The 12,799-nt window shown below is 67.8% G+C and carries 14 protein-coding genes; 5 read left to right on the forward strand and 9 right to left on the reverse strand.

Annotation, left to right across the window (positions count from 1 at the left end; all coding sequences use genetic code 11):
* The first annotated feature begins 11 nt into the window (after positions 1–11).
* The 4 genes from sigM (at position 12) to trxA (ending at position 3,124) form a co-directional block, all read left to right on the forward strand.
* The gene (sigM, locus tag H9Y04_RS16735; protein ID WP_187815082.1) at positions 12–734 is read left to right on the forward strand and encodes an RNA polymerase sigma factor SigM; all 723 of its coding nucleotides are present in this window, start codon (positions 12–14) and stop codon (positions 732–734) included.
* A 404-nt stretch (positions 735–1,138) separates the two neighbouring features.
* The gene (locus tag H9Y04_RS46150; protein WP_214661294.1) at positions 1,139–1,603 is read left to right on the forward strand and encodes an RsmA family anti-sigma factor; all 465 of its coding nucleotides are present in this window, start codon (positions 1,139–1,141) and stop codon (positions 1,601–1,603) included.
* 184 nt (positions 1,604–1,787) lie between these two features.
* On the forward strand, positions 1,788–2,747 hold the full coding sequence (trxB, locus tag H9Y04_RS16745; RefSeq protein ID WP_187814682.1) for a thioredoxin-disulfide reductase: 960 nt from the start codon (positions 1,788–1,790) through the stop codon (positions 2,745–2,747).
* Between the two features lie 44 nt (positions 2,748–2,791).
* Positions 2,792–3,124 (forward strand): thioredoxin, encoded by a 333-nt coding sequence (gene trxA / locus H9Y04_RS16750; protein WP_187814683.1) that lies wholly within the window; start codon positions 2,792–2,794, stop codon positions 3,122–3,124.
* Between the two features lie 82 nt (positions 3,125–3,206).
* On the opposite strand, the gene H9Y04_RS16755 is transcribed toward trxA, so the two are convergent.
* From H9Y04_RS16755 to rpmH, 9 genes are all read right to left on the reverse strand, one after another.
* Positions 3,207–3,824, reverse strand: a complete 618-nt coding sequence (locus tag H9Y04_RS16755) for a GNAT family N-acetyltransferase (RefSeq protein WP_187814684.1) — start codon at positions 3,822–3,824, stop codon at positions 3,207–3,209.
* Positions 3,825–4,129: 305 nt separating this feature from the next.
* Positions 4,130–5,221: a ParB/RepB/Spo0J family partition protein gene (locus H9Y04_RS16760; protein WP_187814685.1), complete on the reverse strand. Its 1,092-nt coding sequence runs from the start codon at positions 5,219–5,221 to the stop codon at positions 4,130–4,132.
* Positions 5,218–6,294, reverse strand: coding sequence for a ParA family protein (locus tag H9Y04_RS16765; RefSeq protein ID WP_187815083.1), 1,077 nt, complete (start codon positions 6,292–6,294; stop codon positions 5,218–5,220). Before H9Y04_RS16765 ends, H9Y04_RS16760 begins: the two co-directional genes overlap by 4 nt.
* A gap of 320 nt (positions 6,295–6,614) precedes the next feature.
* A complete protein-coding gene (gene rsmG / locus H9Y04_RS16770) occupies positions 6,615–7,370 on the reverse strand; it encodes a 16S rRNA (guanine(527)-N(7))-methyltransferase RsmG (RefSeq protein ID WP_187814686.1) in 756 nt (251 codons plus the stop codon).
* A gap of 118 nt (positions 7,371–7,488) precedes the next feature.
* The gene (locus H9Y04_RS16775) at positions 7,489–8,004 is read right to left on the reverse strand and encodes a Jag family protein (protein ID WP_187814687.1); all 516 of its coding nucleotides are present in this window, start codon (positions 8,002–8,004) and stop codon (positions 7,489–7,491) included.
* A gap of 14 nt (positions 8,005–8,018) precedes the next feature.
* Positions 8,019–9,311, reverse strand: a complete 1,293-nt coding sequence (gene yidC, locus H9Y04_RS16780) for a membrane protein insertase YidC (protein ID WP_187814688.1) — start codon at positions 9,309–9,311, stop codon at positions 8,019–8,021.
* A 3-nt stretch (positions 9,312–9,314) separates the two neighbouring features.
* Entirely contained in the window at positions 9,315–9,623 is a 309-nt protein-coding gene (yidD, locus tag H9Y04_RS16785) for a membrane protein insertion efficiency factor YidD (protein ID WP_052578308.1), read from the reverse strand.
* Positions 9,620–10,006, reverse strand: a complete 387-nt coding sequence (gene rnpA, locus H9Y04_RS16790) for a ribonuclease P protein component (protein ID WP_187814689.1) — start codon at positions 10,004–10,006, stop codon at positions 9,620–9,622. Before rnpA ends, yidD begins: the two co-directional genes overlap by 4 nt.
* A gap of 19 nt (positions 10,007–10,025) precedes the next feature.
* Positions 10,026–10,163 carry a 50S ribosomal protein L34 gene (gene rpmH / locus H9Y04_RS16795; protein ID WP_016644655.1) on the reverse strand — a complete coding sequence of 46 codons (138 nt, stop codon included), beginning with the start codon at positions 10,161–10,163 and terminating at the stop codon, positions 10,026–10,028.
* Positions 10,164–10,623: 460 nt separating this feature from the next.
* On the opposite strand from rpmH, the gene dnaA reads away from it, so the two are divergent.
* A complete protein-coding gene (gene dnaA, locus H9Y04_RS16800) occupies positions 10,624–12,732 on the forward strand; it encodes a chromosomal replication initiator protein DnaA (RefSeq protein WP_187814690.1) in 2,109 nt (702 codons plus the stop codon).
* The last annotated feature ends 67 nt before the right edge of the window (positions 12,733–12,799 follow it).

Raw genomic sequence — 12,799 nt, forward strand, 5'->3', positions numbered from 1 at the left:
GCTACGGCGACATGAGCGATCAGGATCTGCTGTCCCGCCATGTCGCCGGCGATCCCGAGGCGTTCGGGGAGATCGTCGGGCGCCATCGGGACCGTCTGTGGGCCGTCGCGCTGCGCACGCTGGGGGACCGCGAGGAGGCTGCGGACGCCGTGCAGGACGCGCTGGTGTCCGCGTACCGCGCCGCACACACCTTCCGCGGCCAGTCCGCGGTCACCACATGGCTGCACCGGATCACGGTCAACGCCTGTCTGGACCGCGCACGGAAGGCTGCTTCCCGTAAGACCTCCACCGTCGACGACACCGAGCGCCTGGAGCAGCTGCTCGAGCCGCATGAGTCTGCCGCGGCCCCGGCAGAGCGCCAGGATCTGCATCGCGAGCTGATCGAAGCGCTCGGCACCCTGCCCACTGATCAGCGGGCAGCGCTCGTCCTGGTGGATATGCAGGGCTACCCCGTCTCCGAGGCAGCGCGGATTCTCGATGTACCCACCGGCACGGTGAAGAGCCGCTGTGCCCGGGGCAGAGCACGGCTGCTGCCGCTCCTCAGCCATCTCCGGGCCGGTGCCGAGAGGGACCGTGACACAGGCCCCTCAGGAGAGGTCGGCGAAAGAATCACGGAGCAACCGGAGTCCGGAAGGAACCGGACCGAGGGGACATCCGTCCCACCGGCAGCAGAAGCACGGGATACGGGTACGGGCGATTCAACAGCCGTGAAGGGCGGAGGTGGGCGAGCGTGACATCCACGACCGGCACGGCCGAGCACCCGGAAGTCTCGGAGCTCTCCGATCTCGCCGAAGGGCTTCTTTCGGCGTCCCGCACCGCTGCAGTACGCCGGCATCTCGAGGACTGCGTTCTGTGCGCTGATGTACAGGCATCCCTGGAGGAGATCCGAGGGCTGCTCGGCACCCTGCCGGCGGAGACGAGGATGCCGGACGAGGTAGCCGCGCGGATCGATGCCGCGTTGGCGACGGAAGTACTCCTCGATGTTTCACGTGAAACATCGAGCGACGGCGAGCGTGAAACGGCCCTCGCACGAGACGTAGCGACCGATGTTTCACGTGAAACATCACCTTCACAGCGCCCCCTGGGACATTCGCGAGGAGCCACAGGCCCGGGTCGCACACCGAGGCGGCGCCGTCGTGTGGCGGCTGCTGCGCTCGGCGCCCTCGCCACCGTTGCCGCGGTCGGTATCGGCACACTCGTGTTCCTGCCGGACAGCGGCCAGGGGACGGGCACACAAGCCACAGAGAAGTTCTCCGGCGGCGACCTCAAGACCCGTGTGGAAACCCTGGTGGCCGCCCGGACCAGTACCGAGTCGAACTCCGTGGGACCGAACTCCACCCTCGGCGAGACGCCCACCACACCGCGCACGAAGGACACCCCCGGGGTCCCTGAGTGCATCGCTCGGGGGATCGCCCGCGACGAGGAGCCCCTAGCGTCCGAGAGCGGGACGTACAAGGGGGCACCCGCCTATCTGGTGGTGCTCCCGCACGCCTCGGAGGCGAGCCAGGTCTCCGCCTATGTGGTGGCTTCCGCGTGCCTCAAGGAGGACCAGTCCACCGCCAAGGGCAAGGTTCTGCTGGAGACCTCCTTCCCACGGAACTGACCCGCGCCCGAGGGGGCACACCACGGAACGCAAGGCTCTGCGGAGCCTCTGGCTCAGGAACACACCCCGAACGCGGTCATGCCGGGAATGCATGCCCCGTAGGATCCGTTGGGTGGGGTGAGAGTCCCGGTAGGGCTCCCCCGAGGCAGTAGGCAGTCAGTCCGCAGAGACGAGGAATCAACCCGTGAGCGACGTCCGTAACGTGATCATCATCGGCTCCGGGCCCGCCGGTTACACGGCGGCGCTCTACACCGCGCGCGCGTCGCTGAAGCCGCTCGTGTTCGAGGGCGCCGTCACCGCCGGCGGTGCGCTGATGAACACCACCGAGGTGGAGAACTTCCCGGGCTTCCAGGACGGCATCATGGGTCCGGAGCTCATGGACAACATGCGCGCCCAGGCGGAGCGCTTCGGCGCCGAGCTGATCCCGGACGACGTCGTGGCTGTCGACCTTACGGGTGACATCAAGACCGTCACGGACACGGCCGGCACCGTGCACAAGGCCAAGGCCGTGATCGTCACGACCGGCTCCCAGCACCGCAAGCTCGGTCTGCCGAACGAGGACGCGCTGTCGGGCCGCGGTGTCTCCTGGTGCGCCACGTGCGACGGGTTCTTCTTCAAGGACCACGACATCGCCGTGGTCGGCGGCGGTGACACCGCCATGGAGGAGGCGACCTTCCTCTCGCGCTTCGCCAAGTCGGTCACCATCGTCCACCGCCGTGACTCCCTGCGTGCCTCCAAGGCCATGCAGGAGCGCGCCTTCGCCGACCCGAAGATCAAGTTCGCCTGGGACAGCGAGGTCGCCGAGATCCACGGTGAGCAGAAGCTCTCCGGTCTGACCCTGCGCAACACGAAGACCGGCGAGACCTCCGAGCTGCCCGTCACGGGTCTGTTCATCGCGGTGGGCCACGACCCGCGCACCGAGCTCTTCAAGGGTCAGCTCGACCTGGACGAGGAGGGCTACCTGAAGGTGGAGGCCCCCTCCACGCGGACGAACCTCACCGGTGTCTTCGCGGCCGGCGATGTCGTCGACCACACCTACCGTCAGGCGATCACGGCGGCCGGCACCGGCTGCTCCTCCGCCCTAGACGCCGAGCGCTTCCTCGCTGCCCTCGCGGACAGTGAGACGGCCGCGGCTGCCGTCTGAACTTCCACCTCCCCCACCCGCAGTACCGAGTTAAGGAGCCCAGCGTGGCCGGCACCCTCAAGAACGTGACCGACGACTCCTTCGAGCAGGACGTGCTCAAGAGCGACAAGCCCGTACTGGTGGACTTCTGGGCCGCCTGGTGCGGTCCGTGCCGCCAGATCGCCCCGTCCCTCGAGGCGATCGCCGCGGAGCACGGTGACAAGATCGAGATCGTCAAGCTGAACATCGACGAGAACCCGGCGACGGCCGCCAAGTACGGCGTCATGTCGATCCCGACGCTCAACGTCTACCAGGGCGGCGAGGTCGCCAAGACCATCGTCGGCGCGAAGCCGAAGGCCGCGATCGAGCGCGACCTCGCGGACTTCATCGCCGAATAGATCGAGAGCCTTACAACGTCGAGGGGCGGGAGACCTGACCGGTCTCCCGCCCCTCGACGTTTCACGTGAAACAAGAAGCGTTTCACAGCGGCCGCAGCGCAGGCTCCTTCTGCACGGCGCCGAGGAGTCGGTCGAGGGCCAGCTCGACGTCCTCCTTCCACGAGAGCGTCGTACGCAGCTCAAGGCGCAGCCGCGGATGCACCGGGTGCGGACGGACCGTCTTGAAGCCCACGGCGAGCAGATGGTCGGCGGGGAGCACACACGCCGGTTCCTTCCAGCGGGCGTCTCCGAAGGCTTCTATCGCCTTGAAGCCCCGCCGCAGCAGATCCTTCGCCACGGTCTGCACCATGACCCGCCCCAGTCCCTGCCCCTGATACCCCGGGGTGATCCAGCCGGTCATCAGCTGGACGGCGTCCGGCGCTACAGGGCTCGTGGGGAAAGCCGTGGAGCGAGGCACATAGGCCGGCGGTGCGTAGAGAACGAAGCCGACGGGCACCTCGTCGACATAGACCACACGACCGCACGAGCCCCACTCCAGGAGCACGGCGGAGATCCAGGCTTCCTTCTCCAGCTCGGGAGTGCCCGCCCTTACCGCGGCCTGGCCACTGACCGGATCCAGTTCCCAGAAGACGCAAGATCGGCAGCGCTTGGGAAGGTCCGGAAGGTTGTCCAGCGTGAGCGGTACGAGCCGACGCCCCATGAAGGCAGTTCCTCACTTCCTTCGCCTGCCGCCACTCGTGCTGCGGTGAGCGCGCTCCGTTCCCTGAGCAGACTGCCGACGAATCCGCCGACGGCTCCCAGGCCAAGGCCCGCGGTCACCAACCCGGTGCGGCTCACCGTACGCATGGCCCCCGCCTCCCTCTCCCTGAGGTGCATGGGTGGATGCGCCATACCCGCTCGCATCGTATCCACCCTGCGATTGCCGCGAAACGCCAACAAAGCAAAGAGCGAGCCGCGTTCCGGACACTCCGGACACGGCTCGCTCTTCAGGGAGGTGCGGTGCGATCAGCTCTCGCCGTCATCCTCCGGCAGAGGGCCCTCCAGTACGGGGCCCTCATCGGGAGCGAGGGTGCCGAGGATGCGCTGCAGATCCTCCATCGAGGCGAACTCGACGACGATCTTGCCCTTCTTCTGACCCAGGTCGACCTTCACCCGGGTCTCGAAGCGGTCGGACAGCCGCGAGGCAAGGTTGGTGAGCGCCGGCGACAACCGCGTACCGGCACGAGGCCCCTTGCTCTTGGGCGCCTTCTTCTGGTCGGCGCTCATCAGCTGGACGATCTCTTCCACGGAACGCACCGAGAGACCCTCGGCCACGATCCGGTAGGCGAGGCGCTCCTGCTCCTCCGTGTCCTCCACGGAGAGCAGCGCACGCGCATGCCCGGCGGAGAGCACACCGGCCGCCACCCGCTTCTGTACGGCCGGCGAGAGCCGCAGCAGACGCAGCGTGTTGGAGACCTGCGGGCGCGAGCGCCCGATCCGGTCGGCCAGCTGATCGTGCGTGCAGTTGAAGTCCTTCAGAAGCTGCTCGTACGCGTTGGCCTCTTCGATCGGGTTCAGCTGTGCCCGGTGGAGGTTCTCCAGGAGGGCGTCGAGGAGAAGCTTCTCGTCCTCCGTCTCGCGCACGATCGCGGGGATCCGTTCGAGACCCGCCTCACGCGAGGCCCGCCAGCGGCGCTCACCCATGATGAGTTCGTAGCGCTCGGGGCCCAACTGCCGTACGACGACCGGCTGGAGGAGACCGACCTCCTTGATGGAGGTGACGAGCTCGGCGAGAGCGTCCTCGTCGAAGATCTCACGCGGCTGTCGCGGGTTCGGCGTGATCGAGTCCAGCGGCACCTCGGCGAAGTGAGCACCCGCGGGGCGCTGCGCTTCGATCTCGGCGGACTCGTGCTCGACGGGCGGCTCCGTTTCACGTGAAACATTGCCCGGCGGAAGCGTCGCCACCTTCGCGGCGGCCACGCCGCGCTCTGCGGTGAGAACCGGTACCGCGGAAGGGGAAGACGATGCGCCACCCGGGGCCGGAGAGCTCTCCGGAGTAGGAGCAGCAGGAATCAGCGCGCCAAGTCCGCGCCCCAGCCCTCTACGTCGCTCGCTCACTGGATCCCCTCCGACATGCTGTGCCGATCGTTCTGTGCGCCCATCTGACCGTGCGGGCTGTCCAGGCGGACGCTGACACCACGCAGGGCCATTTCCCGGGCGGCTTCGAGGTACGAGAGCGCACCGCTGGAACCCGGATCGTAAGTCAGAACCGTCTGCCCGTAGCTCGGGGCCTCCGAGATACGGACCGAGCGCGGAATGCTCGTCCGCAGCACCTCGTCACCGAAGTGGTTCCGCACCTCTTCCGCCACCTGGGAGGCAAGGCGGGTCCGGCCGTCGTACATGGTGAGGAGGATCGTCGAGACATGCAGGTCGCGGTTGAGGTGTCCGCGGACCAGGTCGACATTGCGCAGCAGCTGACCGAGGCCCTCCAGCGCGTAGTACTCGCACTGGATCGGGATGAGCACCTCGTTACCCGCCACCAGAGCGTTGACCGTGAGCAGGCCGAGCGACGGCGGGCAGTCGATGAGGATGTAGTCCAGCGGCTGCTCGTAAGCCTGGATGGCCCGCTGCAGCCGGCTCTCCCGCGCCACGAGGGACACCAGCTCGATCTCCGCACCGGCGAGATCGATGGTGGCGGGAGCGCAGAAGAGACCTTCCACATCCGGCACGGGCTGCACGACCTCGGAGAGCGGCTTGCTCTCCACCAACACGTCGTAAATAGAGGGGACTTCGGCGTGATGGTCGATGCCCAGCGCCGTGGAGGCGTTGCCCTGGGGGTCCAGGTCGATCACCAGGACACGGGCACCATGCAGGGCAAGCGAAGCGGCCATGTTGACCGTGGTCGTGGTCTTGCCGACGCCGCCCTTCTGGTTGGCGACGACCATGACACGTGTTTGCTCAGGGCGGGGCAGCCCCTCGCCGGCTCGGCCCAAGGCCTCGACCGCCAGTTGGGCAGCACGACCAATCGGGGTGTCATCCATCGGGGGCGGTGTTTCACGTGAAACATCCTCCCCTGCTGACTCGGTACGGGGACCGGGGACCGGATCGGTCATCGGTCCCGCGATGTTGGCGTCGGACCGCAAGGATTCACTCTCCTCGACTTCAGGCTCGCAATGAACAGAGCCTCCCATGCCTTCGGGGTCGTGAACCAGCGAGGCCCGGTCTTCTGTGGATGAATCCTCCGTTGTGGAGAACTCCATCCCCCTCTCGGGGGGTTTGCGATCACGAGGCGCGGCGTTTCGGCTGCGGCCGATGATCCCGTGGAGCAGTGAGCGACGTTTCACGTGAAACACGATGCCGACGCGTCACCGACGTCAGGGCACGACACTCCGGCGTGCGTACGTTTGGCAGCTTGTGTGGCCTATGGCTCGTCATCAGGACGGATCAGCGCGCCAAAACGTCAACCCCCGCACGCTCCTACCGCCCCGTTGAGCGCGAGGAGACGAAAGTCTCAGCGTCGGCGCCGGGACCGGCCCACCCGTGCGGCCTTCGCCCGCTTCGCTGCGAAGCGCACGCCGCCCGGGCTCTCGCCCACCTCGACCCGTACGACCGTGGACAGCGGATCCACAATGCCCTGGCCGACCTGCAGTACCGAGGTCCTCTCGGCGCCGAGCTTGGCCAGCGCCGCCTTGGCGCCGTTGAGCTCCTCCTCGGCGGTGTCGCCCTTGAGCGCCAGCATCTCGCCGTACGGCCGCAGCAGCGGGATGCCCCAGGTGGCGAGGCGGTCGAGCGGTGCCACCGCACGCGCCGTGACCACATGCACGGGAGGCAGCTTGCCCATGACCTCTTCGGCGCGGCCGCGCACGACCGTCACATGATCGAGGCCGAGCAGCTCGACCACTTCGCTGAGGAAGTTCGTACGACGGAGCAGCGGCTCAAGGAGTGTGATCTTGAGGTCCTCGCGGACCAGCGCCAGGGGGATACCGGGCAGGCCGGCGCCCGAGCCGACATCGCAGACGGTGACGCCTTCCGGCACCACCTCGGAGAGCACGGCGCAGTTCAGCAGATGCCGCTCCCACAGACGGGGCACCTCGCGAGGGCCGATCAGGCCGCGCTTGACGCCCGCGTCGGCAAGCAGCTCCGCGTACCGCACGGCGTCGTCGAAGCGCTCACCGAACACCTCTCGGGCCTGCTCGGGCGCCGGGGGGAGCTCCGACGGGGGGAGCTCTGACGTCTCCGTCACGGGAACCGTCCTTCCGTACCGCAATACCGTGCTGACGCGCTGACCGCGCTCAGGGGCTCACTATCAGGCTGACAAAGACCGGCCCCGTCTGCGAACAGACGGGGCCGGGAAAACCGCGGGACCGATCAGGCCGAGGGACCGATCAGGCAGGCAGTACGACGACGAAGCGCTGCGGCTCCTCGCCCTCGGACTCGCTGCGCAGACCGGCGCTCTTGACCGCGTCGTGCACGACCTTGCGCTCGAACGGCGTCATCGGCTTGAGCTTCACGGGCTCGCCGGAGCTCTTCGCCTCGGCCGCGGCCTTGGCACCGATCTCGGAGAGCTCGGCACGCTTCTTGGCCCGGTAGCCGGCGATGTCCAGCATCAGGCGGCTGCGATCACCGGTCTCACGGTGAACCGCGAGCCGGGTCAGCTCCTGGAGCGCCTCGAGGACCTCGCCGTCGCGGCCGACCAGCTTCTGCAGGTCGCGGCCGCCGGAGTCGCTGATGATCGACACGGCGGCGCGGTCGGCCTCGACGTCCATGTCGATGTCGCCGTCGAGATCGGCGATGTCGAGCAGACCCTCGAGGTAGTCAGCTGCGATCTCACCCTCCTGCTCGAGGCGGGTGAGGGTGTCGCCGGCCTCGGCAGCGGCCTCGGTGGTGGTGCCGTCCGTCACGGAAGAACTCCTTCTTACTTCTTGGACGGGTGCTTGGGCCGCTGCTGGCCCTTGCGCTGTCCGGACTTGGCTTTGCTGCGGGCACCGGCGGAGGGCTGCTGCTTCGCAGCGGCCGGCTTGGCAGGGGTCTTGGGCTTGGCGTCCTGCGGCTCGTCGGACTTCGTCAGCGAGGTCTTCGGCTCGTCGTCGCTCTTCGAGACCTGCTGGGAGGCGCCGGACTGACGCTGCGACTTGGACTGCCGCTTGGGCTGCTGACGCTTGGCCGCACCGGCAGGAGCCGCCCCGTCCTCACCATCGAGCACCGCCACCGCGCTGTCGCTCTTCGTCACCAGGCCCTCGGCATTGGCCGCCAGGCCGGCCTTGCTCAGGCCGTTGATGAACTTGCGCTCGTTCTCATTGCGGTCGCGGCCCTTGGCGACGATCGCCTTGATGATGTTCTTCTCACCGCGGCGGAGCTTCTCGCCGTTGTTCTTCACCAGCTTGGACTGCAGACGTTCAAGGAAGGCGGCCTGCGCCTTGGAGCCCGGGGTGGGGTTCTGGCGGATGACGTACATCTGCTGGCCCATGGTCCACACGTTGGTGGTCAGCCAGTAGACGAGAACACCGACGGGGAAGTTGATACCGAAGACGGCGAACATGATGGGGAAGACGTACATCAGCATCTTCTGCTGCTGCATGAACGGCGTCTTCACGCTCATGTCGACGTTCTTCGTCATCAGCTGGCGCTGCGTGAAGAACTGCGAGGCCGACATCAGGATGATCATGATCGCGGTTACGACGCGGACGTCGGTCAGCGAGGCACCGAGGGCCGCGAGGTCGCTTGCGCTGTCCGTGAACTTGGCGGCCAGCGGGGCACCGAAGATGTGGGCCTTACGGGCGCTGGCGAGCAGCGGCTCGTCGATCGCGCCGATCGTCTTGCCCGTCGCGATGCTGTTGAGCACGTGGTACAGGGCGAAGAAGAACGGGGACTGCGCCAGAATCGGAAGGCACGAGGAGAGCGGGTTGGTACCCGTCTCCTTGTACAGCTTCATCATCTCTTCGGACTGGCGCTGCTTGTCGTTCTTGTAGCGCTCCTGGATCTTCTTCATCTCGGGCTGCAGCGTCTGCATGCCACGAGTCGCCTTGATCTGCTTCACGAAGAGCGGGATCAGGCAGATACGGATCAGGATCACCAGGGACACGATGGACAGACCCCAGGCCCAGCCCGTGTCGGGACCGAAGATCTTCCCGTACAGCGAGTGGAACTGGACGATGATCCACGAGACAGGTGTGGTGATAAAGCTGAAGAGGCTGGCAATCGTGTCCACTAATCAGGCTCCTTGAGCGTGGGACGGAGTCTCGGTGGGGGCCTTCCCGCCCCGGTTGCGCCAGGCGTTGCGCAGCATTTCGTGCCATCGCGGCCGCTTGCGCGGTGGTACATGGTCGACACCACCGTGCGACCACGGATTGCAGCGCAGGATGCGCCAGGCGGTGAGCCCTGTTCCCTTGATCGCGCCGTGCCGGTCGATGGCCGTGAAGCCGTAGTGGGAGCACGACGGGTAGTACTTGCACACCGGCCCGAGGAGTGGGCTGATGGTCCACTGGTAGAGCTTGATCAAAGCCAGCAGTGGGTATTTCATCGCGCGCCCCCTGACAGAAGCCGCGCGAGCGCGGCGTCCAGGTCCCGGGCCAGCTGTGCATGGTCGGCGTCACCCGCTCCGGGCAGCGCTCGTACGACTACCAGGCTACCGGGGGGCAGCTCGCTCAGCCGTTCGCGCACCAGGTGCCTGAGGCGACGCTTGACCTTGTTACGGACGACCGCCACGCCCACGGCCTTGCTCACGACGAAACCCGCACGCGTCGGGGGAGTGCTCTCCCCCGGCACGTGCGGGTCCACATCTCTATAGAGATCAGCACCGCTGCGTAGATGGACGACGAGGAGCGGGCGTCCGGCCCGGCGTCCCCGGCGTACCGCGGTCGCGAAGTCCTCGCGCCGCCTCAGCCGATGCTCGGTAGGCAGCACGACGACATGACCTGCGGAATCAGGCCGACAGGCGGGCGCGGCCCTTGCTGCGGCGGGACGCCAGGACGGCGCGGCCGGCACGGGTACGCATCCGCAGGCGGAAGCCGTGGGTCTTGGCGCGGCGGCGGTTGTTCGGCTGGAAGGTGCGCTTGCTCACTCGGGGGCTCCAGAGAAATCAATCGGGTGGACGATGCCGTCTGGCTGTCACCGTGCGCCCACGAGTAGCTCGCGATTACGCCCGAGTGCACCGCTAGCGATCACTTGCGCGATCTACGCCCATCGGAGGCAGGCGGCAGCAGCCATCGACAACTCGACCTGGTTACGGTACGCGGGGCTACGCCATCCGGTCAAACCAGCTGGAGATCGGCGCCGGGACCGGCGATGACCGACACTGTGCACAGCCTGTGGACAACAACTTGAACCGCAGCCGTCGCCCTGACTACCGTGGCTGGACTCGGATTGACCCGAACCCACCCGGCTTCGCCCCCGTCCCACCCATCCGAGCCGATTCCCTCCAGGATCGTGGGAGGACCGACCCCGAATTTCCCGCCGTACACCTACGTCCCGCAGAACCACACCTTCGTGGGACATCGTGACCTCGTGAGAGAGCGTGCCCTGTGGCTGACGTACCTGCCGATCTTGCCGCAGTCTGGCCGCGAGTGCTGGAACAGCTGCTCGGTGAGGGCCGCGACGGGCACGGCTCGGGTGTCGAGGCCAAGGATGTCCAGTGGATCCGGCGCTGCCAGCCGCTGGCGCTCGTCGCGGACACCGCGCTGCTCGCCGTTCCGAACGAGATGGCGAAGAACCGGCTCGAGGGGCGCCTGGCCCCGATCGTCAGCGAGACGCTGAGCCGCGAGTGCGGCCGTCCGATCCGGATCGCGATCACGGTCGACGAGTCGATGGGCGAGCTGCCGCTCACACCGCAGCCGTCCCCGGCCCCGCAGGCACCGGAGCGTTTCGAGGAGCCCGAACTCCCGGGCGCTTTCCCCGGGATGGGCTCGCGCGGACAGAGCGGCCAGAACCTCCCGCCGTACGAGAGCTACGGCCGCCGGGACGAGAACCGGCGGGACGAAAGCCGCCGCGACGAGACCCGGCGCGAGGACAACCGGCGCGACGAACGCCGGGACGAGGGCCACCGCGACGAGGAGCGCCGCGGCGAAGGCCGGCACGAAGCCGCCCGCCACGACGAACAGCAGAACGACCCGCTGCCCACGGTCCGCCCGGCGTACCCCGACTACCAGCGTCGCGAGCCCGGCGCCTGGCCGCGGCCCGGACAGCAGGACGACTACGGCTGGCAGCAGCCGCGCCTCGGTTTCCCCGAGCGCGACACGTACGGATCGCCGGAGCGCGAGACGTACAACTCGCAGGAGCGGGACAGGGACCGCGACCGGGACGGTGACAACTACGGCACTCCCCAGCGGGACGGCTACCCGGAGCGCGACGGCTACCCCGAGCGCGACCCCTATGCCTCCCCGCAGTCCCCGCGCGACTACCGCTCCGAGCGCCCGTCGTACGAGAACGACCGTCCCTCGTACGAGAGCGAGCGCAGCCCGTACGAGAAGCAGCGCCGGCAGGGTTACGAGCAGCGCCCGAGCGGGCCGGACAGCACGGGCAGCCGGGGTGGGCCCACGCCCAGCGGAGCCCCGGGGCCGCTCGCCGCGCAGCCCGCGCCGGCCACCGGGCCCGGTGAGCCGACCGCGCGTCTGAACCCGAAGTACCTCTTCGACACCTTCGTCATCGGTGCCTCGAACCGCTTCGCGCACGCGGCCGCGGTCGCGGTCGCCGAGGCGCCGGCCAAGGCGTACAACCCCCTGTTCATCTATGGGGAGTCGGGCCTGGGCAAGACGCACCTGCTGCACGCCATCGGGCACTACGCGCGCAGCCTCTATCCCGGTACGCGGGTGCGGTACGTGAGCTCGGAGGAGTTCACGAACGAGTTCATCAACTCGATCCGCGACGGCAAGGGCGACAGCTTCCGCAAGCGGTACCGCGAGATGGACATCCTGCTCGTCGACGACATCCAGTTCCTCGCGGACAAGGAGTCGACGCAGGAGGAGTTCTTCCACACCTTCAATACGCTGCACAACGCGAACAAGCAGATCGTGCTGAGCTCCGACCGGCCGCCCAAGCAGCTGGTCACCCTGGAGGACCGGCTGCGCAACCGCTTCGAGTGGGGTCTGATCACGGACGTCCAGCCGCCCGAGCTGGAGACCCGTATCGCGATCCTGCGCAAGAAGGCGGTGCAGGAGCAGCTCAACGCCCCGCCAGAGGTCCTGGAGTTCATCGCCTCGCGGATCTCGCGCAACATCCGTGAGCTCGAAGGCGCGCTGATCCGCGTCACCGCCTTCGCCTCGCTGAACCGGCAGCCGGTGGACCTCGGTCTGACCGAGATCGTCCTCAAGGACCTGATCCCCGGCGGCGAGGACTCCGCGCCCGAGATCACGGCGACGGCCATCATGGCCGCGACCGCCGACTACTTCGGCCTGACGGTGGACGACCTGTGCGGATCCTCGCGCAGCCGCGTCCTGGTGACGGCCCGGCAGATCGCCATGTATCTGTGCCGCGAGCTCACGGACCTCTCGCTGCCGAAGATCGGCGCGCAGTTCGGCGGCCGCGACCATACGACGGTGATGCACGCGGACCGCAAGATCCGTGCCCTGATGGCCGAACGCCGCTCCATCTACAACCAGGTCACCGAGCTCACCAACCGCATCAAGAACGGCTGACAGCAGCAGAGTTACGCGGCCCTCAGCGGGCCGAAGGGCGCCCCGGGAGACACCTCCCGGGGCGCCC

Source organism: Streptomyces polyasparticus, from assembly GCF_014493765.1.
Taxonomy (GTDB): domain Bacteria; phylum Actinomycetota; class Actinomycetes; order Streptomycetales; family Streptomycetaceae; genus Streptomyces; species Streptomyces polyasparticus.

Bases quoted from the DNA above. Each gene is read 5' to 3' on its own strand.
- sigM (WP_187815082.1), top strand. From the start codon at position 12: ATGAGCGATCAGGATCTGCTGTCCCGCCATGTCGCCGGCGATCCCGAG.
- H9Y04_RS16755 (WP_187814684.1), bottom strand. From the start codon at position 3,824: ATGGGGCGTCGGCTCGTACCGCTCACGCTGGACAACCTTCCGGACCTT.
- H9Y04_RS16765 (WP_187815083.1), bottom strand. From the start codon at position 6,294: ATGGGAGGCTCTGTTCATTGCGAGCCTGAAGTCGAGGAGAGTGAATCC.
- yidD (WP_052578308.1), bottom strand. From the start codon at position 9,623: ATGAAATACCCACTGCTGGCTTTGATCAAGCTCTACCAGTGGACCATC.